Source organism: Brucella rhizosphaerae (assembly GCF_002252475.1).
GTDB classification, from domain to species: domain Bacteria; phylum Pseudomonadota; class Alphaproteobacteria; order Rhizobiales; family Rhizobiaceae; genus Brucella; species Brucella rhizosphaerae.
In genome coordinates this window covers 621,922-647,050 of record NZ_NNRK01000026.1, presented here as the reverse complement: position 1 = coordinate 647,050, position 25,129 = coordinate 621,922, and the positions used below count along the sequence as shown (strand labels likewise).

The window sequence follows — 25,129 nt, the reverse complement described above, 5'->3', positions numbered from 1 at the left end:
GCGAAGCGTAATGAGCGATCTTTTCTCTACTGCGGTTGATCCGAATGCGGACCGTAACAGGCCGCTTGCTGATCGTTTGCGCCCGCGTCATCTATCTGAAGTGACAGGTCAGGAGCATCTGACCGGTCCGGAAGGTGTATTGACGCGTATGATAGCGTCCGGTTCGCTTGGGTCCATGATCTTCTGGGGACCTCCCGGAACAGGAAAAACAACGGTTGCGCGGCTGCTTGCTGGCGAAACGGAACTCGCCTTTGAACAAATTTCTGCAATTTTTTCCGGTGTAGCCGATCTCAAGAAGATGTTTGAATCTGCACGTGCACGGCGCATGTCCGGCCGTCAGACATTGTTGTTTGTGGACGAAATTCATCGCTTCAATCGCGCACAACAGGATAGTTTCCTACCGGTGATGGAAGACGGCACGGTTATCCTGATCGGTGCCACGACAGAAAATCCATCATTTGAACTCAATGCCGCTTTGCTTTCGCGGGCGAGGGTGCTGACATTTCATCCGCACGATGGGACAAGCATTGCAACGCTTTTGACGCGGGCGGAAGAGCAGGAAGAACGCCAGCTGCCACTGGATGAAGAAGCACGCGCAAGCCTCATCCGTATGGCTGACGGTGATGGTCGTGCAGCTCTTACACTTGCTGAAGAGGTGTGGCGTGCGGCCCGTCCTGATGAAGTGTTCGATGCTGAGAAATTGCAGGACGTCGTTCAACGTCGCGCACCTGTCTATGACAAAGGGCAGGACGGGCATTATAATCTGATTTCGGCATTGCATAAATCTGTGCGCGGCTCCGATCCTGACGCTGCACTCTATTATCTTTGCCGTATGTTTGATGCGGGTGAAGATCCGCTGTATTTGGGGCGTCGGCTGGTTCGGATGGCGGTTGAGGATATTGGTCTTGCTGATCCGCAGGCTCTTGCCATCTGCAATGCTGCCAAAGATGCCTATGACTATCTTGGCTCGCCCGAGGGCGAGCTTGCTTTGGCACAGGCCTGTGTTTATCTGGCGACCGCGCCGAAATCCAATGCGGTTTACATGGCTTATAAAGCCTCTATGCGCGCAGCTAAGGAAAATGGTTCACTGCTGCCACCAAAGCACATTCTGAACGCCCCTACGAAGCTTATGAAGAATGAAGGCTATGGCGATGGTTATGCCTATGACCATGACCAGCCGGATGCGTTCTCGGGTCAGGATTACTTTCCAGAAGCCATGGGGCGACAGGTTTTCTACGATCCGCCAGAGCGCGGCTTTGAGCGGGAAATTCGCAAAAGGCTCGATTACTGGTCACGTTTACGAACCGAACGCCAGGGGCGGCGCTAAAACTACCGCGACAATTGTGCTTCGATGGCTGATTTGTCGATGATGGACCAAACTTTGATGATTTTGTAATCGGCGAATTCATAGAAAACGTTTTCTGAGAATTGGACTTTCTTGCCATTGACCGGCAGATTGAGAAAGCTGCCCGCCGGTGCGCAATCAAAATCAAGACGACTGGCGATAATAGGCGGTTCCACAACCAGCAATCCGATGTTGAAACGAAGATCGGGTATTTGCTGATAATCGCGGATGAGCATGTCCCGATAACCAGTCACGCCGAGATGCCTGCCATTGTGTTGGGCTGTTTCGGCAACGAATTGATCCAGAGTTTTCCAATCCTGAGCGTTTAGGCAGGCAATATAACTCTGGTAAACATCGCGAAGCATTTGAATGTGCATTTCGGTTTCTCCAGCCAGCTTAATCCTGCCTTTTATAGCGAAATGGCGTCTGCATCGCACCTTATTCAACGGCGCTGATCGTTGCCGAGATGGCTGAAGTCACAATTCGGCCTTCATCGCGTACGGTGAGCTGCGGTAAGACGCAATCGCTAGTCGTATTACACAGGCGCGGGCAGGGGGATTTACTAATGATTTCAACAAGCCGTCAACCTTGGGAAGTGTTAGTAAACGCTACAGTAACCATAATAAAATCAACGCGTTAATTTAATTCCTCTTTAATATTTACGTTTTATCAATTTTTAAAAGCAACGAGGTTTTCCCATGACGCGCGTTTTGTTTCTCGTCGCGCTCGTTATTCTTGGTGGCTGCGCGACTGCTCCACGGCAGGTCAGCAATGTTTGTGCAGTCTTTGATCAACGCGACGGCTGGATAAATAATTGGCAAAAGGACGCGGCTCGCACTTCGCGTGAGTTCGGTGTGCCTGTCCATGTTCTGATGGCAACTATCTATACCGAATCCGGCTTCCGCCCTTATGCGCGGCCGCCGCGCACCAAGCTGCTCGGCTTTATCCCCTGGAAACGCGCTTCCAGTGCCTATGGCTATTCTCAGGCATTGAATGGAACGTGGGATCGCTATAAGCGCGAGACCGGACGCTGGACCGCATCACGCAGTAACTTCAGCGATGCTATTCATTTCATCGGTTGGTATCATTATCAAAGCTCCCAGAAGAACGGCATTAACCGGGCCGACGCATATAGTCTCTACCTTGCTTATTATTCAGGTCACGGCGGTTATTCGCGTGGTGTCTGGCGTGGTAATTCCACCGCTTTGAATGGTGCGAAACGGGCGCAGTCTATGGCCAATCGCTACGCGACACAGCTACGTTCATGCGGACGCATTGGGTAAGTCATATTGATCAATTGAATTATGATCTGTTGGAAACAGAACAAAACGCATTTTAAAAGGCCCGGATGGGGATTTAAAGACACCATCCGGCCTTAATCGAAGTTATCATTCGCGACGAATCGACAATTGAGGATGACCAATAAATGCTGAAGAAAATCGGGATTGCCCTTATCGGTGCCACATTTCTGGCAGGCTGCACTACCGACCCTTATACGGGCGATCAAAAAGTATCCAACACCGCTGGCGGTGCTGCAATTGGTGCAGCTGTCGGCGCTCTCGGCGGCCTCATGGTTGGCGGTTCCAGCCGTGCACAGCGTAATGCTGTTCTGATCGGCGCAGGTATTGGTGCACTTGGCGGTGGCGCAATCGGCAATTACATGGATCGTCAGGAATCCGAGCTGCGGAACCAGCTTCAGGGAACCGGCGTGTCGGTTACACGTAATGGCGATCAGATCATCCTGAACATGCCATCGGCTATCACGTTTGACACTGATCAGGATCAGGTTAAGAGCCAGTTCTACCCAACGCTTAATTCCGTTGCGATCGTGCTGCGTAAGTTCAATCAGACTCTCGTTGACGTGCTCGGTCACACCGACTCGACGGGTAGCGCAAGCTACAATCAGGGTCTGTCGCAGCGTCGCGCTTCGTCTGTCGCGAGCTATCTTGGTTCGCAGGGCATCGACCCACGTCGTTTTGCTGTCATCGGTTATGGAGCAAGTCAGCCGGTTGCAACCAACGCCACGCCGGACGGTCGCGCCCAGAACCGTCGCGTAGAAATCCAGATTTCGCCGCTGCGTGGTGCAAGCTCCTAAATTAGAGAATCGGATTTAGTCCGCATCGTGACGCAGCTCCTCGCAAGAAGGGCTGCGTTTTTTATGCGCCGATTGCGAATCGCACGGTCCCACTACGCGTTTTTTCGAACTAAAGCGTGGATAGTCTTGCAAATTACGGGCTTCTAATGCATGGGAACAATAATAGAACAAAAATATTAAATACATATAAATCAATGCCTTGACCTTATTGCAAAATGAGAACAAAACAGATACAAATAGATATCGGCAATGAGCCCGCCGGGCTTCTAGCGAGACAAGAGGATGGTGTAAGATGTCTCAGAATTCATTGCGACTTGTTGAGGAAAATTCAGTGGACAAGACAAAGGCTCTCGATGCGGCTCTGTCGCAGATCGAACGGGCGTTCGGCAAAGGCTCGATCATGCGCCTTGGTCAGAATGATCAGGTTGTTGAGATCGAAACGGTGTCGACCGGTTCGCTTTCTCTCGATATCGCATTGGGCGTCGGCGGTCTGCCCAAGGGACGTATCGTAGAAATTTATGGCCCGGAAAGCTCGGGTAAGACGACGCTGGCGCTGCATACTATTGCAGAAGCGCAGAAAAAGGGCGGTATCTGCGCATTTGTGGATGCGGAACATGCGCTTGATCCGGTTTATGCCCGCAAACTGGGTGTCGATCTTGAGAACCTTCTGATTTCGCAGCCTGATACTGGCGAGCAAGCGCTTGAAATTACGGATACGCTTGTGCGTTCCGGTGCAATTGACGTTCTGGTTATCGACTCGGTCGCAGCTCTGACACCGCGCGCCGAAATTGAAGGCGAAATGGGCGATTCTTTGCCGGGCCTTCAGGCTCGCTTGATGAGCCAGGCATTGCGTAAGCTCACCGCTTCGATCTCGCGTTCGAACTGTATGGTGATTTTCATCAACCAGATTCGTATGAAGATCGGCGTCATGTTCGGTTCGCCTGAAACAACGACGGGTGGTAATGCACTGAAGTTCTATGCTTCGGTTCGTCTCGATATCCGGCGTATCGGCTCGATTAAGGAGCGCGACGAGGTTGTAGGCAATCAGACACGTGTGAAAGTGGTCAAGAACAAGCTTGCGCCTCCATTCAAGCAGGTTGAGTTCGATATCATGTATGGCGCTGGCGTTTCCAAGATGGGCGAGTTGGTCGATCTTGGCGTTAAAGCTGGTGTCGTTGAGAAATCGGGCGCATGGTTCTCCTATAATTCCCAGCGCTTGGGGCAGGGTCGTGAAAACGCCAAGCAGTACCTCAAGGAGAATCCGGAAGTCGCGAAAGAGATCGAAACGACGCTCCGTCAGAATGCCGGCCTGATTGCCGAGCAGTTCCTTGAAGACGGTGGTCCTGAAGCTGATGACGGTCCTGATGTAGCTGAAGCGTAAGCTTCTTGTTGCTATCAAACAGAACAAGCCCCGCATGAGAGTGCGGGGCTTTTGTTTTTCGGCCCGAACACTGTTGCATAGTTGCCGTTTTCTTCGTTTCCAGGCGAAATTGCTTTTATAGCGCACACTGCTTATCTGGACAGAAAAGCGGCGCATCGTTAAAAGCGGTCAACCGAAACTCTACCTCACGGACTTTCCATTATCGGGCAGTCGAAGCGTGGCGGCGAAATAAGCCGTATATCGCCGCATTCCTGCGGGTGGAGATCATATAATTGATGCGCAGTCGATCGCGCATCTCATGCAGGGCAGAAAATGTCCAAGGGTGAATTATGGCTGGCGTCAACGAGATAAGGTCCACATTCCTCGACTACTTCCGTAAAAACGGACACGAAGTCGTTTCATCAAGCCCGCTCGTTCCTCGTAACGACCCGACGCTGATGTTCACCAATGCGGGTATGGTGCAGTTCAAGAACGTCTTCACCGGTCTTGAACACCGCTCTTACAACCGTGCGACCACCTCGCAGAAATGCGTGCGCGCTGGCGGCAAGCATAATGATCTGGACAATGTCGGCTATACGGCTCGCCACCACACTTTCTTTGAAATGCTTGGCAACTTTTCCTTTGGAGATTACTTCAAGGAAGAAGCGATCACCCATGCATGGAACCTGATCACCAAGGAGTTTGGCCTAAACAAGGACAAGCTTCTCGTTACCGTTTATCATACGGATGATGCTGCAGCCAATTTCTGGAAGAAAATTGCTGGTCTTTCGGATGATCGCATCATTCGTATTGCTACGAGCGACAATTTCTGGGCGATGGGTGATACCGGCCCTTGCGGTCCCTGCTCGGAAATCTTCTACGATCACGGCGATCATATCTGGGGTGGCCCTCCCGGATCAGCTGATGAGGACGGTGATCGTTTCATCGAGATCTGGAATCTCGTTTTCATGCAGTTTGAGCAGCTCTCTCCTGAGCAGCGCATTGATCTGCCGCGCCCGTCGATCGATACCGGCATGGGCCTTGAACGCGTTGCAGCTGTTTTGCAGGGTGTGCATGACAATTACGACATCGATCTTTTCAAAGCGCTGATCCGCGCTTCGGAAGAAGCGACCGGTGTTAAGGCTGAGGGCGATTTCCGCGCGAGCCATCGTGTCATTGCTGATCATCTGCGTGCATCGAGCTTCCTGATTGCTGATGGCGTTCTGCCGTCAAATGAAGGTCGCGGTTATGTACTGCGCCGTATCATGCGCCGCGCCATGCGCCATGCGCAGCTGCTTGGTGCGCAAGAACCGTTGATGTGGCGTCTGCTGCCAGCACTCATCCGCGAAATGGGTCAGGCCTATCCGGAGCTGATCCGTGCTGAAGCGCTGATTTCTGAAACCCTTAAGCTTGAAGAAACCCGTTTCCGTAAAACACTCGAACGTGGCCTTGGCCTGCTTTCGGATGCTTCCGAAAAGCTAGTTGAAGGCGACCGCCTTGATGGCGAAACGGCTTTCAAGCTCTATGACACTTATGGCTTTCCGCTCGACCTTACGCAGGATGCATTGCGCCAGCGCGGTGTGACAGTTGACACAGACGGTTTCAATGTCGCCATGCAGCGCCAGAAGGCCGAAGCACGTGCCAACTGGACAGGTTCGGGCGAAGCTGCAACTGAAACTATCTGGTTCGGCATTAAGGACAAGGTCGGAGCAACTGAGTTCCTTGGCTACGAAACAGAAAGTGCTGAAGGTGTGATAACAGCACTCGTACGCGACGGCGCAGAAATCGCATCGGCCGGCGAAGGCGAAGCAGTTTCTGTCATTGTCAACCAGACGCCTTTCTACGGCGAATCTGGTGGTCAGCAGGGCGATACCGGAACAATTGTCGGCGAAGGCTTCGTTATCGCTGTTAAGGACACGCAGAAAAAGGGTGAGGGCGTCTTCGTTCATATCGGCGAAGTGGCCAAGGGTTCGGCTAAGGTCGGCGATGCAGTTGAATTGAAGGTTGACACCGTCCGCCGCACACGCATCCGTTCCAACCACTCGGCAACTCATCTTCTTCATGAAGCGCTGCGCGAAACGCTCGGCTCACATGTTGCCCAGAAGGGTTCGCTCGTGGCTCCTGATCGCCTGCGTTTCGACTTCTCGCATCCGAAGCCGATTTCGGCTGAAGAGCTGACGGCAGTCGAGAATCTGGCGAATGAAATCATTCTGCAGAACGCCCCGGTTTCGACGCGTTTGATGGCGGTTGATGATGCAATTGCTGAAGGTGCGATGGCGCTGTTCGGCGAAAAGTATGGCGACGAAGTCCGCGTTGTATCGATGGGTACGGCTAAGCACGGCGATAAGGCTGGCAAGGCTTATTCTGTTGAGCTTTGCGGTGGTACGCATGTTCGCCAGACTGGTGATATCGGGCTTGTGCGCATTCTGTCCGATAGCGGCGTTGCAGCCGGTGTGCGCCGCATGGAAGCGCTGACTGGTGAGGCGGCTCGCCTTTACCTTGAAGAACAGGACGAGCGCGTTAAGGCAATCGCTGCCGCGCTCAAGACCACGCCGGGTGAAACACTTGAACGCGTCACTGCTTTGATTGATGAGCGCAAAAAGCTGGAACGTGAACTTGCTGATGCCCGCAGACAACTGGCGTTGAGTGGCGGCTCGTCAGATGGTGGCAGCGCTGTTGAAACCATCAATGGCGTCAGCTTCCTTGGCAAGGTCGTAACCGGGGTTTCACCGCGCGATCTCAAGCCGCTTGCTGACGAAGGCAAGAAGCAGGTTGGTTCTGGTGTAGTTGTGTTTATCGGCGTTGGCGAAGATGGAAAGGCCAGTGCAGTTGCTGCTGTAACTCAAGATCTGGTTGGTCGTTTCAGCGCAGTTGATCTCGTTCGTGCTGCATCGACTGCGCTTGGCGGCGCCGGTGGCGGTGGACGTCCCGATATGGCGCAGGCTGGCGGCCCGGATGGCAGCAAAGCTGACGAGGCAATTGCTGCTGTGAAGGCACTCATCGTCTGATAGCGTTTATACTAAAATTAAAAAGGCCGGGTTCCCCCGGCCTTTTTCTTTATGCAGCATGTGCATCGCGACTATCGTCTGGCACAGCTTCACGATCATCCAGACCGTAGTCGCGCAAGACGTTCGCAACACGCAGGCGGTAGTTTTCAAAGACACCGCCGCGTCCCTTGGTTTGTGCAATTCGATGTGTCGGCAAGTTACGCCACTGCTTCACGGCTTCTTCGTCACGCCAGAAGGATAGCGAAAGCAGTTTTTGCGGTTCAACCAGACTCTGAAAGCGCTCAATGGATATGAAACCATCGATTTGAGACAGATCGGCGCGCAGGCTTGCCGCGATATCGAGATATTGCTCCCGCCTGTCGTCATCTGCTGGCCAGACTTCAAAAATAACAGCGATCATGGCTTGATAAACTCCGAGTGCGGGGCTGATTGCAGTTTGAGGAAAACACGCTCTTCTGAGCGGATGAACTGTTCTCGTTTAGCAAATTCATAGTTCGCCCGGCCAACAGGATCGGCTGCAAGCCGTGCCCGGAACGTTTCATAGGCCGCAAGGTTTTCGACAGAGTACACACCATAAGCCGTGGTGGTGGAACCCTCATGCGGTCCGAAATAACCAATAAGGTTTGCGCCGCAGCGTGGGCTTGCCTGTCCCCAGTTGCGGGAATATTCCGCAAAAGCGTCTTCCTTGAATGGATCGATCTGATAGCGAATGAAGCATGTAATCATTGTGGTCTCCTGCAATTGGCGTGTTTGATGGAGACTGTTTAGCGTATTGAAATGCGCTCATGCTTCGGTTAGCATCGAAGTATGAAAGATGGCCCGATCATAGCTTCCGTTGCAGCCTTACTGGGTGATCCGGCACGCGCCAACATGTTGACCGCGCTGATGGATGGTCGCGCGTTGACGGTGAGCGAGCTTGCCGCTGCTGCGGGCGTGACGATTCAAACCGCGAGTGGACATCTTTCCAAACTGGACGCTGCTAATCTGCTGGTAGCCGAAAAGCAGGGCAGGCACCGTTATTTCAGGCTGTCGGGTGCTGATGTAGCACAGGTGCTTGAAGGGCTGATGGGGCTTGCACAACGAACCGGTGCTGTGCGTGTTCGCACTGGTCCTAAGGACAATGCGCTGCGGAAGGCGCGAATTTGTTACGATCATCTGGCAGGTGAGCGGGGCGTCGAGATGCTCGACGCATCCTATAAGCTTGGGCTGATCGATGATGCGAGCAAGCCGGCTCTCACTAGCAAGGGGAAGTCGTTTTTCTCTTGTCTTGGTATCGACGTTGATACACTGCAAAAGGGCAAGCGCCCGCTGTGTCGTCATTGTCTCGATTGGAGCGAAAGACGCAATCATCTGGGCGGTGCGCTTGGCGCAGCACTTTTGAAAAACTTCATCGATAAAGGCTGGGCGCGTCGGGAAGAAGGACGTGTGATCGCTTTTTCACCTAATGGTGCTCAAGCTTTCTCGAAAGCTTTTCAGCTCTGATTATTGCTTGGCAGCAACCGCAGCGTCGTCCAGCTCATTGGCGCGTTTCATAGCCGGACGATCTTTCAGACGGTCCCAATAGGCCGTGAAGGCGGGCTTTGGTGGCAGGGTGCCAAAGCGCAAGCCCCAACCAATATGTGCGCCGACATAGACGTCTGCCGCTGTAAATCGCGTGCCGGTAATATAAGGGTGGCGAGAAACAGCATTTTCGAGCGTGTTTACAACGCTATCGTAATTGCCATAACCCACCATGCCCTGTTTGTCGGCTGGTACTTCATAGCCAAGTGCGTGGTTGGAGAGTGCTGCTTCAACCGGACCGGATGTAAAGAACAGCCAGCGATAGAAATCAGCCCGCTCATCGGGATGTGGTGCCAGCCCTGCCTCTGGAAAGGTAGTCGCGAGATAGGCACAAATAGCTGCGACTTCTGTCACGACATCTTTGCCATGGCGAATTGCCGGTACCTTACCCATTGGATTGATTGAGCAATAATCTGGTCCTTTCATGGGTGGACCAAAATCGAGGATTTCTACATCGTAGGGTTTGCCGATTTCTTCTAGCATCCAGCGCGCAATGCGTCCGCGTGACATTGGGTTGGTGTAAAGCTTTAAATCGCTCATCATTCATCCTCCCTGCAAGCTGAACTACAGGATGCTCTTTCTCGGGCCAAAAAGAAACGAAAAACCAGAACAGTATCGAAGGGCTTATAAAGCCTTGCGATACTGAATGAAGCCAGACTGCTGGGCGATAACATCATAGAGACGGCGTGCAGTGGCGTTACTTTCGTGCGTGAGCCAATAGAGCCTGCCTGCACCTTCATCTCGCGCGAGATCAGCCACAGCGTCGATCAGGGCAGCACCAGTGCCTTTGCCGCGCTGGCTGTTTTCTACATAGAGATCCTGCAGATAACAGGTCCATTTCGGTAGCCAGCACGAACGGTGGAATATCGCATGTACGAAACCGACGAGGCGTCCGTCGTCGTCGAAAGCGCCTAAGGCATGCATGGGTTCGGAGGCGTCGTGAAAGCGCTCCCATGTGATGTTTGTGGTCTCATCAGGGATGTCGACTTCGTAAAAGACCTGATAGGCGCGCCACAACGGCTCCCAAGCGGTTCGGTCCTGTGGCGTTAATGCACGAATTGCCGACATATCAGTCCTCCCTATTTCAATAGGGGGATACTATCTGGCAGGCTGATCGCAGGCGAGGGCAAATTGCTGCGGCCAAATAAAAAACGGCGGGTAAACCCCGCCGTTTTATCGTTTACCTGACAGGCTTAAGCAGCCATTGCCTTCTGAAGGTTTTCGTCGATCTTGTCGAGGAAGCCAGTGGTCGAGAGCCAAGGCTGATCTGGACCAATAAGCAGCGCCAGATCCTTGGTCATGTAGCCGCTTTCAACGGTGTCTACACAGACCTTTTCCAGCGTATCGGCAAAGCGCTTCAGTTCTGCATTGTTGTCGAGCTTTGCACGATGAGCGAGGCCGCGTGTCCATGCGAAGATCGAAGCGATCGAGTTGGTCGAGGTTTCCTCGCCCTTCTGATGCTGGCGATAGTGACGGGTCACGGTGCCGTGTGCAGCTTCAGCTTCAACAGTCTTGCCATCTGGCGTCATCAGAACCGAGGTCATCAGGCCGAGCGAGCCGAAGCCCTGTGCCACGATGTCGGACTGAACGTCGCCATCGTAGTTCTTACAAGCCCAGACATAACCACCGGACCACTTGAGAGCCGAAGCAACCATGTCGTCGATCAGGCGATGTTCGTACCAGATCTTTGCTTCCTTGAACTTTTCAGCGAATTCAGCCTGATAGACTTCTTCGAAGATGTCCTTGAAGCGACCGTCATAGGCCTTGAGGATGGTGTTCTTGGTCGAGAGATAGACCGGGTAATTGCGCTGCAAGCCATAGTTCAGCGAGGCGCGCGCGAATTCACGGATCGATTCGTCGAGGTTGTACATGGCCATTGCCACGCCAGCAGCCGGAGCCTGATAGACTTCATGCTCGATGGTTTCACCATCTTCACCGACGAACTTGATCGACAGAGTGCCCTTGCCGGGGAATTTGAAGTCAGTCGCGCGATACTGGTCGCCGAAAGCATGACGGCCAACGATGATTGGCTGCGTCCAGCCTGGAACCAGACGAGGAACGTTCTTGCAGATGATTGGTTCGCGGAAGATAACGCCGCCGAGGATGTTACGGATGGTGCCGTTTGGCGACTTCCACATCTTCTTGAGCTTGAATTCTTCAACGCGGGCTTCGTCCGGCGTGATGGTTGCGCATTTTACGCCGACGCCGTGCTCTTTGATGGCGTTTGCAGCATCAATGGTGACCTGATCGTTGGTCTCATCGCGGTGTTCGACTGACAGATCGTAATATTTCAGATCGATGTCGAGGTATGGATGGATCAGCTTGTCCTTGATGAACTGCCAGATGATGCGGGTCATCTCATCGCCGTCGAGTTCAACGACCGGGTTTGCAACCTTGATTTTTGCCATTGATAATGCCTCTCATTTAATGCGTCGCGCTCGTATAGCATCGGTGAACGCGAAGGCAAAGCGTCAGAGACTTATTCTTTGGCCTATAGGCACATTTTCAGGCGGCGTGATGCGCTGGCTTTCGCCATTCTGAGCGCTGATCACGATAAGTTTCCCGCTCACGCAACAATATGGCATCTGCATCCAGTGTTGAGATGGCGGTCGTCTTGTCCGTTGGAATAAGTCCGTTGACTTGAAGTGCGAGATAACGCCCGCAGCAAACCCGCAGGAACGATGCGAAATTATCAAGGTCGTGGCCTTCCGCACGCGATTCATCGTAAAGGCGGCCGAGAAGGCGATTGACGGTCAGATCATCGCGCGCCGCGATATCTTCCAGTGCGAACCAGAAGAAGTTTTCGAGCCGCACACTGGTCACGAGGCCATCAATACGCAACGAGCGTGTGACGCTTTGCCAAAGTTCCGGATCAGCCCCGATGAACAATCTGCACATGCATTCCTCCCGAAATGTCTCCCATGTTAGTGTTGCGCAGTTTGATGCCGCCTGCAACCGGATTAGAGTTGCAGGCAAAGCGTCACTTAAGCGTGGGTAATTTTGGTACCAAGAACAGCGAGGAACTGCGACAACCATGCAGGATGAGCGGGCCATGCCGGGGCTGAAACCAGATTGCCGTCTGTGACCGCCTGATCGACGGGGATATCTGCATAAGTGCCACCCGCAAGCTCTACCTCTGGGCGGCAGGCTGGATATGCGGAACAGGTGCGGCCTTCGAGAACACGCGCCGCGGCCAGAAGCTGCGCGCCGTGACAAACGGCGGCCACAGGTTTGTTGGCGTCAAAGAAGTGTTTAACGATGGCGATGACTTTGTCATCAAGGCGCAGATATTCTGGTCCGCGACCACCGGGGATAACAAGCGCGTCGTAGCTTTCAGCTTTCACATCGGCAAATGTCGCATTAAGCGTGAAGTTGTGGCCTGGCTTCTCGGTGTAGGTCTGATGACCTTCAAAGTCGTGAATGGCCGTTGCAATAGCGTCACCCGCCTTCTTGCCGGGACATACGGCATGGACCTTGTGGCCAACGGCAAGAAGCGTCTGAAACGGAACCATCGTTTCGTAATCTTCGCAGAAGTCGCCACAGATCATGAGAATCTTTTTACCGGACATGATTTTCCTCCCTGAAATCTGAACTGTCGATTTGGCCAGTTTGGCACGAATGGGAGGCAGACTGGTGTTATTCCGCTACTACACCTGAATTTCCAGACCGGATGTAAGGGGAATCTTTGCGATTTTTTGTCAATTATGTCAGGGAAGCGCCACGATCCTAAAGCATCAGAGCGTATCGCACTTATTTTTATCCGGTTCGCGCGCTCTGAATTCTTATAATTGTCGCATGGTTGCGGATGCTTAGTGAAAACATTTAGCTGCACCATGCTTTAGCGGAAAATATCATGGCAGGAACAGACAAACAGCGCCCAATGATTACCGAAGGACCGGCGATCATTCTGGTTAACCCGCAATTGCCGGAGAATATCGGCATGGTGGCGCGCGCCATGGCAAATTTTGGTCTTGCCGAGTTGCGGCTGGTCCAGCCACGTGAAGAGTTTCCGAGCGAAAAAGCGCGGGCTGCAGCCAGTAAAGCGGATCATATCATCGATAACGCGATCGTTTATGATGATCTGCCTTCGGCGATTTCTGATCTGAACTTTGTTTACGCCACCACGGCTAGGGAACGCGACGGCTTTAAACAGGTACGTAGTCCCGTGGAGGCGAATAACGAGTTGCGCCGTCGTTTTACCGCAGGTGAAAAGACGGGCATTCTTTTTGGTCGCGAACGTTTCGGTTTGAGCAATGAAGAAGTTGGTCTTGCTGATGAGTTGGTCACGTTCCCCGTCAATCCCGCATTTGCCTCACTCAATATCGCTCAAGCCGTACTGCTTATGTCTTATGAGTGGATGAAATCAGGCCTTGTGAGCGAGACGGATACGGTCTTCAGAGGACCGGAGATGGAAGCTGCGCCTAAGCAGGAATTGCAGAGTCTTTTCAATCATCTGGAAGAGGCTCTTGATGTGCGCGGCTATTTCCGCCCTGAGGCACGCAAGGAAATTATGGTCAATAATTTGCGCTCCGTGCTGACCCGCGCCAGCTTTGCCTCGGCCGAGCTGAAGCTTTTGCGCGGTGTGATCACTTCGCTTGACGTTTTCACACCGAAAAAGCCGCGCGGTTCGGGCGCACCAGAAGGACGCGCCCGCAAGCCCGTAACCGAGGATAAGGCTGAATGAAACAGGCGCTCGCAGCTGACCGTTCCGATACATCGTCCGCCACATATGAGAAGCCCATATTGGTCTTTGATAGCGGTATTGGCGGCTTGACGGTTTTGCGGGAAGCGCGGGTGCTGATGCCTGACCGGCGGTTTGTGTATATCGCGGACGATGCCGGTTTTCCCTACGGTGACTGGGAAGAAGAAGCGTTGCGTGCGCGCATTGTCGAGCTTTTTGGGAAGTTCATTGCGGAGCATGATCCCGAAATTGCGGTCATTGCCTGCAATACGGCATCGACGCTGGTGCTTGATGATTTGCGCCGCGCTTATCCGGCTGTACCATTTGTAGGCACCGTTCCTGCTATCAAGCCTGCTGCTGAGCGCACATCGTCGGGGTTAGTTTCCGTTCTGGCAACGCCGGGCACCGTCAAGCGTGCCTATACCCGCGACCTGATTCAGTCTTTTGCCACGCAGTGCCATGTGCGTCTGGTTGGAGCTGACAAGCTTGCTGCCGTCGCCGAGGCACATATTCGTGGTGAAGAAATCGATGAGGCGCTGGTTGTCGAGCAGATCGCCCCTTGCTTCGTTGAAAAAGATGGAGAACGCACGGATATTGTCGTGCTGGCCTGCACGCATTATCCATTTCTCGCTAATGTGTTTCGCAGACTGGCACCATGGCCGGTTGATTGGCTGGATCCCGCCGAAGCAATAGCAAGGCGTACAGTATCTCTCTTGTCATCGCGTGAGATCGATGAAGAGCTGCATCACCACAACGATCTTGCGGTATTCACCTCGCAGAAGCCGGATTATGCCATTCGTCGATTGATGCAGGGCTTTGGATTGCAGTTCGCCCAGAGCGCGTTTTGATCTGATTGAATGAGATCTGCGCTATGTCTCTTTGTGTTATCGCACATCCTATCCAAAAACCGTTTCTCACTTTTTTGGATGCGCTCTAATGTAGCCTATGTTCTTTGCGATATTCGCGATCCATATTCGCAATCCATGAACGAGGCGAACCATGACTGGAACAATTCCCCATGTGAAACTGGCTTCGGGCACGCTCGTGCCAGCGCTCGGGCAGGGCACCTGGTACATGGGCGAGGATGCGCGTCAGAGGCGGTTGGAGGTCGAGGCGCTACAATGCGGTATCGAACTTGGCATGACGCTCATCGATACGGCTGAAATGTATGCGGATGGCGGTGCAGAAGAAGTGGTGGGCGAGGCGATAAACGGTCGCCGCGATGGTGTCTTTCTCGTTAGTAAAGTGCTGCCCTATAACGCTTCTCTAAAGGGCACGATTGAAGCGTGCGAGCGCAGTCTCACGAGACTTGGCACAGAAAAGATCGATCTTTACCTTTTGCACTGGCGTGGACGTTATCCGCTCGAGGAAACCTTGTCTGCTTTTGAAAAATTGCAGCAGACGGGCAAGATTGGTGCATGGGGCGTCAGTAATTTCGATACAAGCGATATGAAAGAGCTGACAGCTATTGCGGGTGGTAAGTCCGTTGCCGCCAATCAGATACTTTATAATCTGATCCGGCGTGGGCCGGAGTTTGATTTGATGCCATGGTGTACAGGGCAAAAAATCCCGCTGATGGCCTATTCACCAATCGAACAGGGCAGGTTGCTTGGGAACAGTGTGCTGCATGAAGTAGCCGATGAAATTGGTGTTTCTCCAGCGGCGGCAGCACTTGCCTGGACTATGCGCAATGGCGATGTAATCGCTATTCCGAAAACATCGAAGCTCAGTCATGTTCGTGAAAATCGCAACGCTGCTGATATAAAGCTTACGGAAGAACAGCTGACTTTGCTGGATAGAACCTTCGCTTCGCCAACGCGCAAAACGGCGTTGGAAATGCTGTAAGTGATTATTTAAGAAAATTCTTTAGTGAACTGTTTTTAAATATTATCCTGGAAGAATATCGATCTTCCAGGATAAGTTTCGGAGTGAATTTAACTCGCAGCTTCCTGACGAGAGTCGCGTTTTGCCTGTGCGACACTGGCGGCCTTTTTCAGACGACCACGTTCCATAGGTCTGATGAGACTGTCGGCCTCTTCATTGGGAATATTCCGCATTCCGTGACGCGCATGACGAGTATTGAAGGTCTGATCTTTCTTTTCATTGGCCTTCTTCGTTGCCAGAGCTTTCTGCGCATTTGCCATCAGATCATTGCTTGCTGACATGCTTCGTCGGCGATCCACTTCGGCATTGATGCGGCGCATGGCCATTGCCAGAACGGATACTTTCAGATGTGAGCCGTCATCCGCTTTTGATGCAGCAGCGCCGCGAGCGGCCGCCTTTCCGCGCATCTCACGGCGGCGCTGGTGGGCCTGATCGCGCGCCTTGCTGCGACGATCGCGTAACAGCTTGGCCAGTTGCGAAAGTTCTGAGTCTGGAACATCCTGAAGAAGCGGATGATGTGATTTTTCTACCAGCTCTTTTTCTTCTGCGTTCAACGCTCGAGCTTCTTCTTTACGAGTTATGGCCATCAAAATCTCCTTCCGGTTATCTCTCCCAGGGCTGATTCATTCAAAGCTGAGTACTGCTGCTACGTCTCTTTATTGTTCTTAAGCGCCGTCCTGACGCAGAGCTGCAACGCACTTTTTCTGGAAATGCCCTCAATTGCATATAGGTCTGTCATTCGAGTGGAAAAGGGCGATTGAGAGATCATTTTGATTTCTTGGGTTCGCTCGGAGTTCCGGGATAATGACCCTCTGTTTCCAGATGTTTGACCATTGCTTTCAATTTATCCAGCGGCAGATGCTCGGCACCGATTGTCTCACTTTTGAGAATGCAAAGATGATTTAGAATTTCGTCGAGTTTGGCTTGGGTGGCGCTCGCTTCGCGATCCTGAGAATTCTGGATTAAAAAGACCATCAGGAACGTAATAATCGTTGTTGAGGTATTCACAACCAGCTGCCACGTGTCGGAAAAGTTAAAAAACGGGCCGCTGACACCCCAGACCAAGACAAACAATGTTGCCAGAATAAAAGCAGCATAGTGTCCGGCAAGTTCTGCGGCTTTCTCGCTTAGTTGCGTAAAAAACTGGGACATCGTGTCCTCCCACAATTTCTTCAAAAACGTTTGAGCAACAGACAGGTTCCTTTGGGGCGCATCCAGATTTTTATTTAAACGCGGCTGTTATCCAAAAACCGATTCACACTTTTCTGGATGCGATTTCGGGGAACTATCGGCGTGGATTACCGTTGTTTATGGAGGAGAAACGCGGAGGTTAAACTATGGAAATTGTTGAAACACGTGTCAGCTCGCTTGGTGGCTTTGCGACTTACATGGTCGAATTCATAACCGAGAGCGAAGATCGGATTACTGTTAAGGTGGAGAATGATACCGGAGACGAGCTCTCGCGAGATGTTGTGATACGCAAAGCGGCGCTCAAGCTCGGTGAGGCTTTAAGTGTTGCCTGCATCGAATGCGGTATTGAACCGGCAACTTTGCTGACTGTTCCAAGTGCACGCCGGGCGGGTGACAAAACAGAGCTGGAGCGCCAGCTGGATGAAGGTCTGGAAGACACATTTCCAGCAAGCGATCCAGTATCGGTTACCAGCTCAACGATTGCTGGCTTTGCAGGACCGAAGAATTGACCCGGTTTTAGTGCGCGTTCTGAGCTTCTCGTGATGTGTTTCTGATGAGGCCGGGATCTTCACCCGGCTTCTCAGGAGGTTCAGAAAATGAGTCTCTTTTCTTGTTTAACCATTTGAATATACTTAAAGATTTCGGCGTTTGCCTTCCATGAGATCGAGAACTGCACGCGCGCAATCCAGCACATTGGAACCGGGGCCGAATACCGCAGATACGCCGTGGTCAAACAGAAACTGATAATCCTGTCGCGGAACGACGCCGCCACAAACAACGATGATATTTTCTGCGCCTTTTTTGCGCAGCGTGTCTACAAGCTGCGGCAGAAGCGTTTTATGACCGGCGGCCAGAGATGAAACCCCCAGCACATGTACTTTGGCCTTGATGGCCATGTCTGCTGCTTCTTGGGGGGTCTGAAACAGTGGACCAGCCAGGACGTCGAAACCAATATCCCCGAAGGCAGACGCAATGACCTTTGCGCCGCGATCATGGCCATCCTGTCCGAGCTTGGCCACCATGATGCGTGGCTTGTCGCCGGTATGCCTGGAAAACTCTTCGAGACGTTCCACGAGGGTCAGATATTCCGGTTCATTTTCGTAGGCCGCGCCATAGACCTTACTGACAACCTTTGGCACTGCTGCATGATCACCAAATGCGCTACGCATTGCATCGGAGATTTCGCCGACGGTTGCTCGGGCGCGTGATGCTTCTACGGCCGCCGCCAGAATATTGCCTTCACCAGTTTTCGCGACCTTTTCCAGAGCTGCGAGTGCGGCTGCGACCGTTGCAGTGTTGCGCGTTTCCTTGATCCGATTGAGGCGGACGATCTGGGACTGGCGAACAGCTGTATTGTCGATGTCGAGGATGTCGATCGGGTCTTCCTGCTCCAGACGGAATTTGTTGACTCCGACGATGACTTCCTCGCCTTTATCGACCGCTGCCTGCCGGCGGGTGGCGGCTTCTTCAATCAAACGCTTGGGCAAACCGCTTTCGACAGCCTTTGTCATGCCGCCGAGGCCTTCAACATCTTCAATCAGCGCCCATGCTTTTTCAGCAAGCTCGTTGGTCAGGCTTTCAATGTAATAAGAGCCTGCGAGCGGATCGACGACTTTGGTAACGCCGGTTTCATTTTGCAAAATCAGCTGCGTGTTGCGCGCAATACGAGCCGAGAATTCTGTTGGCAAAGCAATGGCTTCGTCGAAAGAATTGGTATGCAGTGATTGCGTACCGCCAAGAGCTGCCGACATCGCCTCAAATGCTGTGCGAACTATGTTGTTGTAGGGATCCTGCTCCTGCAGCGAGACGCCGGATGTCTGGCAGTGGGTGCGCAGCATCAGCGATCCCGGCTTCTTCGGATCGAACTCTTTCATGATGCGCGACCACAGCAGGCGCGCAGCGCGCAGCTTGGCGATTTCCATGAAGAAATTCATGCCGATCGCAAAGAAGAACGACAGACGCCCTGCAAATTCATCGACGTTCAGGCCCTTGTTGAGCGCTGCACGTACATATTCGCGGCCATCGGCAAGCGTGAAAGCCAGTTCCTGTACCAGCGTCGCACCGGCTTCCTGCATGTGATAGCCGGAGATGGAAATCGAATTGAATTTGGGCATTTCTGTCGCTGTATAAGCGATGATATCCGCAATGATCCGCATGGATGGCTCCGGCGGATAAATATAGGTGTTGCGGACCATAAACTCCTTCAGAATATCGTTCTGGATCGTGCCGGAAAGCAGATCACGCGATACGCCTTGTTCTTCGCCTGCCACAATGAAATTGGCGAGGATGGGGATTACAGCGCCATTCATGGTCATGGAGACGGAAATTTTTTCAAGTGGGATACCATCGAAGAGGATTTTCATATCTTCAACGGAGTCAATCGCTACGCCTGCCTTGCCGACATCGCCTTCAACGCGTGGATGATCGCTGTCATAACCGCGATGAGTAGCAAGATCGAATGCCACTGATACGCCTTGCTGACCGGCGGCAAGTGCTTTGCGATAAAAAGCGTTAGACGCCTCCGCCGTTGAGAAGCCAGCATATTGGCGGATGGTCCACGGACGGCCTGCATACATGGTGGCGCGGGGACCACGCAGAAATGGCTCGAAACCGGGCAGGGTGCCCAGATGACCGACCTGATCGAGATCATCTGCAGTGTAGAGCGGCTTGACGTCAATGCCTTCCGGCGTGTGCCAGACGAGGCTGTCTGCGGGGCGTTTCAGCTCCTTCTCGGCCAAAGTCTCCCAATCCGCGCGGGTCTTCTGCGTCATTGGCTTATTCTCCATCCCGTATGCTTTGTTCTCTCCTCATTCCCTCGGGATGCCATCTTCGATGGCTCTTCAGGATAAGGAAGAGAGGACGAGCTGCTCATCCTGAGCTGGTGCGAAGCACCGTGTCGAAGGGTCACTCGAATTCCATGATGAGTTCATCAACTGCCAGGTTTGAGCCTTCCTCTGCAGCGATACGTTTTACGGTAGCACGCCGTTCAGCGCGCAGCACGTTTTCCATCTTCATAGCTTCTACTGTTGCGAGCGGCTGGCCAGCTTCGACCGTCTCGCCATCTTTGACCAGCACGGAGGTGATGACACCCGGCATTGGGCAAAGCAGCATTTTCGACGTATCGGGTGGCAGCTTGACCGGCATGAGCCTCGCCAGTTCAGCCACGCGCGGTTTGCGGACATGAACGATGATATCAATGCCGCGCCAGCGCAGCCGCCATCCTGTGCGCGCACGTGATACTTTAACGCTGACGGACCGACCGGCAATAGTGAAAGAACCGAGTTGATTGCCTGGATGCCAGTCGCTGGCGACTGGCAGGCTGTGACCATCGGCGAAGTTGATAGTCGTGCCGCCTTCGCCCTCCGCAATCCGGATCGGCAGGCTGAAGTCGCTGAGTGTCACGACCCATTCGGTTGCGACGGACTGGGCCTGTGATGAAATGCGACCGGATATCTGCGCGTTGCGCTGCTCGACCACCATGTTGATCTGGGCTGCGACTGCAGCCAGTACATGCGCATCTTCCTCTGACACGGGGACGCCAGAAAACCCTTCAGGATACTCTTCTGCAATAAAAGCTGTGGTTAGTGCACCAGCGCGAAAACGTGGATGATCCATGACAGCTGACAGGAATGGCAGGTTGTGGCCGATGCCTTCCACTTCAAACGCATCGAGTGCTTCGCCCATGGCGTCGATTGCGCTCAATCGATCTGGTGCCCATGTACAGAGCTTTGCGATCATGGGGTCATAATACATCGAGATTTCGCCACCCTCGAAGACGCCCGTGTCATTGCGAATAACGCAGCCATTTTTGTTGTGACCCTCAATCGGAGGACGATAGCGCGTCAGTCTGCCAATGGAGGGCAGAAAGCTGCGATATGGATCTTCGGCATAAAGGCGGCTTTCGATCGCCCAGCCGTTGAGCTTCACATCGGCTTGCGTGAGGCGAAGCTTTTCGCCCGATGCGACGCGGATCATTTCTTCAACCAGATCAATGCCGGTAATGAGTTCTGTTACCGGATGCTCGACCTGCAGGCGCGTGTTCATCTCGAGGAAATAGAAGTTGCGGTCGCCATCGACGATGAATTCCACAGTACCGGCGGAGTAATAGCCAACCGCCTTGGAAAGCGCGACAGCCTGTTCGCCCATTGCTTGGCGCGTGGCTTCGTCAAGGAACGGTGATGGCGCTTCCTCTATCACCTTTTGATTGCGGCGCTGGATGGAGCATTCACGCTCGCCAAGATAGATGACGTTACCGTGTTGATCACCGAGAACCTGAATTTCGATATGGCGCGGCTGGGTGACGAATTTTTCAATGAAGATGCGATCATCGCCGAAGGAAGCCTTGGCTTCATTGCGCGAGAGCTGGAAGCCTTCGCGAGCCTCATCGTCGTTCCATGCGATACGCATGCCCTTGCCGCCACCGCCAGCAGAAGCCTTGATCATAACCGGATAGCCGACAGAGGTCGCTATTTTCACTGCCTCGTCGGCATTCTCGATCAATCCCATATGGCCGGGAACGGTTGAAACACCGGCTTCAGCGGCCAGTTTTTTAGAGGTGATCTTGTCGCCCATTGCCTCAATGGCGTTCACTGGCGGGCCAATGAAGGTGACGTTCGCGGCCTTCAGCGCTTCAGCGAAGCGTGGGTTCTCAGACAGAAAGCCGTAGCCTGGATGCACGGCGTCTGCGCCTGTTTCTTTAATTGCTGCCAGAATTTTATCGATAACGATATAGGACTGATTTGAGGGCGCTGGTCCAATATGTATGGCCTCGTCGGCCATTTTGACATGCAGCGCATTCCGATCAGCATCGGAGTAGACCGCTACAGTAGCGATACCCATTTTCTTTGCTGTCTTGATAACCCGGCAGGCGATTTCACCGCGGTTGGCAATGAGTATTTTCTTGATCATTTTGTTCCCACCCATCGCTATCAAAGCGGAATTGTGTCGTGTTTTTTCCAGGGCGTGTTCTGGCTCTTGTTACGCAGAGCAGAGAACGCGCGGGCGATGCGGCGGCGGGATGAATGCGGCATGATCACTTCATCGATGAAGCCGCGTTCGGCAGCGACAAATGGATTGGCGAAGCGCTCTTCATATTCCTTTGTGCGGGCGGCGATTTTCTCAGTGTCGCCCAGTTCCGAGCGATAGAGAATTTCAGTCGCACCCTTGGCACCCATCACGGCGATCTCGGCTGTCGGCCATGCGTAATTCATGTCGGCGCCGATATGCTTGGACGCCATCACATCATAGGCGCCGCCATAGGCCTTGCGGGTGATGAGTGTGACCATCGGTACGGTGGCCTGGCTGTAAGCAAACAGAAGTTTCGCGCCATGCTTGATGACGCCGCCATATTCCTGCGCTGTACCAGGCAGGAAACCCGGGACATCGACAAGCGTCAGGATCGGGATATTGAAAGCATCGCAGAATCGTACGAAACGCGCTGCTTTACGTGACGAATCGATATCAAGGCAGCCAGCCAGCACCATCGGTTGATTGGCGACGACGCCAATGGTCTGACCTTCCATACGGATAAAGCCTGTGATGATGTTTTTGGCAAAAGCTTCCTGAATCTCAAAGAAATCGCCTTCATCCGCAAGCGCGAGGATAAGCTCTTTCATGTCGTAGGGCTTATTGGCGCTATCGGGGATCAGTGTATCGAGCCGCATTTCAAGACGTGCAGGATCATCATGGAAAGGGCGGGTCGGTGATTTTTCACGATTGTTGAGCGGCAGGAAATCGAACAGAAGGCGCACCTGTTCAAGTGTTTCGATGTCATTTTCATAAGCGCCGTCGGCTACGGACGACTTCTGTGTATGCGTGCGTGCACCACCCAGTTCTTCCGCTGTAACAATCTCATTGGTGACGGTTTTGACCACATCCGGGCCTGTCACGAACATGTAGGAACTATCGCGTACCATGAAGATGAAGTCGGTCATGGCTGGAGAATAAACCGCGCCGCCGGCACACGGACCCATGATGACGGAAATCTGCGGAATAACGCCGGAAGCATCAGCATTGCGTTTGAACACATCGGCATAGCCTGCGAGCGAAGCCACGCCTTCCTGAATGCGTGCGCCGCCCGAATCATTGAGGCCGATCACCGGCGCACCGTTCTGCATGGCCATATCCATGATCTTGCAGATCTTCTGGGCATGGGTTTCGGACAGCGAACCGCCAAGAACGGTGAAATCCTGACTGAACACATAGACCTGCCGGCCATTGATGGTTCCCCACCCGGTAACAACGCCATCACCCGCAATTTTTTGCTTTTCCATGCCGAAGTCGGTGCAGCGATGGGTGACATACATATCGAACTCTTCAAACGATCCTTCGTCGAGCAGCACGTCCAGCCTTTCGCGAGCTGTGAGCTTGCCTTTGCCATGCTGCGCGTCGATACGCTTTTGCCCGCCGCCAAGGCGTGCCTCCGCGCGGCGGGACTCAAGTTGTTCGAGAAGTTCTTGCATTCGCTATGCCTTTGGAAAGCTATGAAATTGCTGTCTGAACCTAGAGCCAGTATGCCGCATTCTGAAAGCTTGAAAAGGTGTGGCTGTGTAATTTATAAATTTGCAAATAGCGAAATGCGAATTTGCAAACATGGCACCAAGAAAACTATACGTTGGCAGAAAGATACGCGAGATACGCGAACAGCATCGGACAACCCAGTCCGGGTTTGCTGAACGTCTAGGTATTTCAACGAGTTATCTTAACCAGATTGAGAATAATCAGCGCCCAGTTTCGGCAGCGGTTTTGTTGGCACTGGCCGAAAATTATCAAATCGATATTGGCGCGATTTCGCTGGGTGATGATGACCGTTTGTTATCCGCGGTTTCGGAAGCTTTGGCTGACCCTGTCTTTGATAATTACAAGCCGAATTTGCAGGAACTGAAACTGATCACGCAGAATGCTCCCGGGTTGGCTCATGCACTGATTGCTTGCCATCAAGCTTATCGGCGCAACAGTGAACAGCTCGCGAGCCTTGATCATCAGCTTGGACGCGCGCCGTCGGCTGCAGAGCCGGCACCATACGAAGAAGTACGCGACTTTTTCCATTTTATCGACAATTACGTACATGAGATTGATATTGCAGCGGAAAAACTCGCTGCGACATTAGATATTCCGGGGCGTGATATCGGTGTCGCGCTGCCGCAATATATGGAAAATCATCATCGGGTGCGCGTCGCACGCGCTGATCCGGATGAGGCAATTTTGCGCCGCTTTAACCCGGAAACCCGTATTCTCTATCTCAATCCTTATTCGCCTGCCTCAACAAGAAACTTCCAGATCGCTTTTCAGATTGCGGAACTCGAAATGGAAGAGATCGTCACTGCAATTGCGAAGCGGGCAGATTTTCGCTCAATGGAAGCTGTCGAAATTTGCAAAATCGGGCTGCGCAATTATTTCGCTGGCGCACTGATGTTGCCTTACCAGACATTTTTATCCGCTGCGAAAGAGCTGCGGCATGATCTGGAGTTGCTGGCCTCACGTTTTGGCGCCAGCCTTGAGCAGGTAGCACATCGGCTGAGCACCTTGCAGCGCTCAGGCCAACGCGGTGTGCCTGTGTTTTTTGCGCGTATTGACAGGGCAGGAAACATCACCAAGCGTCATAGTGCGGCTAAGCTGCAATTTGCGCGTTATGGCGCCGCTTGTCCGCTGTGGAATGTGCATCAGGCTTTTGAAACGCCGGGACGTATTATTCGTCAGCTTGCAGAAACGCCGGATGGTGCACGCTATCTTTGTGTTGCGACCGAACTGACCAAAAGCGAAGGTGGCTTTAATGCGCCGCAGCGCCGCTATGCCATAGCACTTGGCTGTGAAGTCACGCATGCGCAGGACTTTGTCTATGCTGATGGGCTTGATATCGCCATGCGGTCAGCTTTTGACCCAATCGGCGTTTCTTGTCGCATCTGTGAGCGCGCTGAATGTGTTCAGCGCGCCGTACCGCCGCTCAAAAGTCGCATATCGGTGGATCACGACCGCCGGGGAATATTGCCTTACAAGCTTTTATAGA

General features: G+C 53.0%; 24 protein-coding genes. 11 read left to right on the top strand and 13 right to left on the bottom strand.

The window, feature by feature from the left end; translation table 11 throughout:
* Nucleotides 1-10: 10 nt before the first annotated feature.
* Nucleotides 11-1,327, top strand: a complete 1,317-nt coding sequence (locus tag CEV32_RS12490) for a replication-associated recombination protein A (RefSeq protein ID WP_094577426.1) — start codon at nucleotides 11-13, stop codon at nucleotides 1,325-1,327.
* A 2-nt stretch (nucleotides 1,328-1,329) separates the two neighbouring features.
* Here the strand turns inward: CEV32_RS12490 and CEV32_RS12485 are convergent, their stop codons facing one another.
* Nucleotides 1,330-1,722: an ester cyclase gene (locus CEV32_RS12485; protein ID WP_094577425.1), complete on the bottom strand. Its 393-nt coding sequence runs from the start codon at nucleotides 1,720-1,722 to the stop codon at nucleotides 1,330-1,332.
* Nucleotides 1,723-2,043: 321 nt separating this feature from the next.
* Here CEV32_RS12485 and CEV32_RS12480 point away from each other — a divergent pair, with 321 nt between their 5' ends.
* The 4 genes from CEV32_RS12480 (at nucleotide 2,044) to alaS (ending at nucleotide 7,808) form a co-directional block, all read left to right on the top strand.
* Nucleotides 2,044-2,628: a transglycosylase SLT domain-containing protein gene (locus CEV32_RS12480; protein WP_094577424.1), complete on the top strand. Its 585-nt coding sequence runs from the start codon at nucleotides 2,044-2,046 to the stop codon at nucleotides 2,626-2,628.
* Nucleotides 2,629-2,771: 143 nt separating this feature from the next.
* Nucleotides 2,772-3,440 carry an OmpA family protein gene (locus CEV32_RS12475; protein WP_094577423.1) on the top strand — a complete coding sequence of 223 codons (669 nt, stop codon included), beginning with the start codon at nucleotides 2,772-2,774 and terminating at the stop codon, nucleotides 3,438-3,440.
* A 292-nt stretch (nucleotides 3,441-3,732) separates the two neighbouring features.
* Nucleotides 3,733-4,821: a recombinase RecA gene (recA, locus tag CEV32_RS12470; protein WP_094577422.1), complete on the top strand. Its 1,089-nt coding sequence runs from the start codon at nucleotides 3,733-3,735 to the stop codon at nucleotides 4,819-4,821.
* Between the two features lie 329 nt (nucleotides 4,822-5,150).
* Nucleotides 5,151-7,808: an alanine--tRNA ligase gene (gene alaS / locus CEV32_RS12465; RefSeq protein ID WP_094577421.1), complete on the top strand. Its 2,658-nt coding sequence runs from the start codon at nucleotides 5,151-5,153 to the stop codon at nucleotides 7,806-7,808.
* 49 nt (nucleotides 7,809-7,857) lie between these two features.
* Here the strand turns inward: alaS and CEV32_RS12460 are convergent, their stop codons facing one another.
* Nucleotides 7,858-8,208 (bottom strand): antibiotic biosynthesis monooxygenase family protein, encoded by a 351-nt coding sequence (locus tag CEV32_RS12460; RefSeq protein WP_094577420.1) that lies wholly within the window; start codon nucleotides 8,206-8,208, stop codon nucleotides 7,858-7,860.
* Complete coding sequence (locus CEV32_RS12455) at nucleotides 8,205-8,534, bottom strand: NIPSNAP family protein (protein ID WP_094577419.1); 330 nt, start codon at nucleotides 8,532-8,534, stop codon at nucleotides 8,205-8,207. Before CEV32_RS12455 ends, CEV32_RS12460 begins: the two co-directional genes overlap by 4 nt.
* Before the next feature lie 81 nt (nucleotides 8,535-8,615).
* Here CEV32_RS12455 and CEV32_RS12450 point away from each other — a divergent pair, with 81 nt between their 5' ends.
* Complete coding sequence (locus CEV32_RS12450; protein ID WP_094577418.1) at nucleotides 8,616-9,290, top strand: ArsR/SmtB family transcription factor; 675 nt, start codon at nucleotides 8,616-8,618, stop codon at nucleotides 9,288-9,290.
* Here CEV32_RS12450 and CEV32_RS12445 read toward each other — a convergent pair whose 3' ends face one another.
* The 5 genes from CEV32_RS12445 to CEV32_RS12425 form a co-directional block, all read right to left on the bottom strand.
* A complete protein-coding gene (locus CEV32_RS12445; protein WP_094577494.1) occupies nucleotides 9,291-9,908 on the bottom strand; it encodes a glutathione S-transferase family protein in 618 nt (205 codons plus the stop codon).
* A gap of 84 nt (nucleotides 9,909-9,992) precedes the next feature.
* On the bottom strand, nucleotides 9,993-10,436 hold the full coding sequence (locus tag CEV32_RS12440) for a GNAT family N-acetyltransferase (RefSeq protein ID WP_094577417.1): 444 nt from the start codon (nucleotides 10,434-10,436) through the stop codon (nucleotides 9,993-9,995).
* Nucleotides 10,437-10,561: 125 nt separating this feature from the next.
* Nucleotides 10,562-11,776 (bottom strand): NADP-dependent isocitrate dehydrogenase, encoded by a 1,215-nt coding sequence (locus CEV32_RS12435; RefSeq protein ID WP_024897043.1) that lies wholly within the window; start codon nucleotides 11,774-11,776, stop codon nucleotides 10,562-10,564.
* A gap of 97 nt (nucleotides 11,777-11,873) precedes the next feature.
* Nucleotides 11,874-12,266, bottom strand: a complete 393-nt coding sequence (locus CEV32_RS12430) for a ribbon-helix-helix domain-containing protein (RefSeq protein WP_094577416.1) — start codon at nucleotides 12,264-12,266, stop codon at nucleotides 11,874-11,876.
* An 86-nt stretch (nucleotides 12,267-12,352) separates the two neighbouring features.
* Nucleotides 12,353-12,937, bottom strand: coding sequence for a DJ-1/PfpI family protein (locus CEV32_RS12425; RefSeq protein ID WP_094577415.1), 585 nt, complete (start codon nucleotides 12,935-12,937; stop codon nucleotides 12,353-12,355).
* Nucleotides 12,938-13,221: 284 nt separating this feature from the next.
* Here CEV32_RS12425 and CEV32_RS12420 point away from each other — a divergent pair, with 284 nt between their 5' ends.
* The 3 genes from CEV32_RS12420 to CEV32_RS12410 all read left to right on the top strand — a co-directional run bounded on the left by CEV32_RS12420 (nucleotide 13,222) and on the right by CEV32_RS12410 (nucleotide 15,894).
* A complete protein-coding gene (locus tag CEV32_RS12420; protein WP_094577414.1) occupies nucleotides 13,222-14,052 on the top strand; it encodes an RNA methyltransferase in 831 nt (276 codons plus the stop codon).
* On the top strand, nucleotides 14,049-14,897 hold the full coding sequence (gene murI, locus CEV32_RS12415) for a glutamate racemase (protein ID WP_094577413.1): 849 nt from the start codon (nucleotides 14,049-14,051) through the stop codon (nucleotides 14,895-14,897). The genes CEV32_RS12420 and murI overlap by 4 nt, the downstream gene beginning before the upstream one ends.
* Before the next feature lie 151 nt (nucleotides 14,898-15,048).
* A complete protein-coding gene (locus CEV32_RS12410) occupies nucleotides 15,049-15,894 on the top strand; it encodes an aldo/keto reductase (RefSeq protein WP_094577412.1) in 846 nt (281 codons plus the stop codon).
* 89 nt (nucleotides 15,895-15,983) lie between these two features.
* Here CEV32_RS12410 and CEV32_RS12405 read toward each other — a convergent pair whose 3' ends face one another.
* On the bottom strand, nucleotides 15,984-16,520 hold the full coding sequence (locus CEV32_RS12405) for a hypothetical protein (RefSeq protein WP_094577411.1): 537 nt from the start codon (nucleotides 16,518-16,520) through the stop codon (nucleotides 15,984-15,986).
* Nucleotides 16,521-16,698: 178 nt separating this feature from the next.
* Nucleotides 16,699-17,085 (bottom strand): low affinity iron permease family protein, encoded by a 387-nt coding sequence (locus CEV32_RS12400; RefSeq protein ID WP_094577410.1) that lies wholly within the window; start codon nucleotides 17,083-17,085, stop codon nucleotides 16,699-16,701.
* Nucleotides 17,086-17,270: 185 nt separating this feature from the next.
* Here CEV32_RS12400 and CEV32_RS12395 point away from each other — a divergent pair, with 185 nt between their 5' ends.
* Nucleotides 17,271-17,633: a hypothetical protein gene (locus tag CEV32_RS12395; protein WP_094577409.1), complete on the top strand. Its 363-nt coding sequence runs from the start codon at nucleotides 17,271-17,273 to the stop codon at nucleotides 17,631-17,633.
* Nucleotides 17,634-17,756: 123 nt separating this feature from the next.
* Here CEV32_RS12395 and scpA read toward each other — a convergent pair whose 3' ends face one another.
* The 3 genes from scpA to CEV32_RS12380 all read right to left on the bottom strand — a co-directional run bounded on the left by scpA (nucleotide 17,757) and on the right by CEV32_RS12380 (nucleotide 23,585).
* Entirely contained in the window at nucleotides 17,757-19,895 is a 2,139-nt protein-coding gene (gene scpA / locus CEV32_RS12390; protein ID WP_094577408.1) for a methylmalonyl-CoA mutase, read from the bottom strand.
* Nucleotides 19,896-20,028: 133 nt separating this feature from the next.
* A complete protein-coding gene (locus tag CEV32_RS12385; protein ID WP_094577493.1) occupies nucleotides 20,029-22,032 on the bottom strand; it encodes an acetyl-CoA carboxylase biotin carboxylase subunit in 2,004 nt (667 codons plus the stop codon).
* A gap of 20 nt (nucleotides 22,033-22,052) precedes the next feature.
* Nucleotides 22,053-23,585, bottom strand: a complete 1,533-nt coding sequence (locus tag CEV32_RS12380; RefSeq protein ID WP_094577407.1) for an acyl-CoA carboxylase subunit beta — start codon at nucleotides 23,583-23,585, stop codon at nucleotides 22,053-22,055.
* 130 nt (nucleotides 23,586-23,715) lie between these two features.
* On the opposite strand from CEV32_RS12380, the gene CEV32_RS12375 reads away from it, so the two are divergent.
* Nucleotides 23,716-25,128, top strand: a complete 1,413-nt coding sequence (locus CEV32_RS12375) for a helix-turn-helix domain-containing protein (protein ID WP_094577406.1) — start codon at nucleotides 23,716-23,718, stop codon at nucleotides 25,126-25,128.
* Nucleotide 25,129 lies beyond the last annotated feature (1 nt).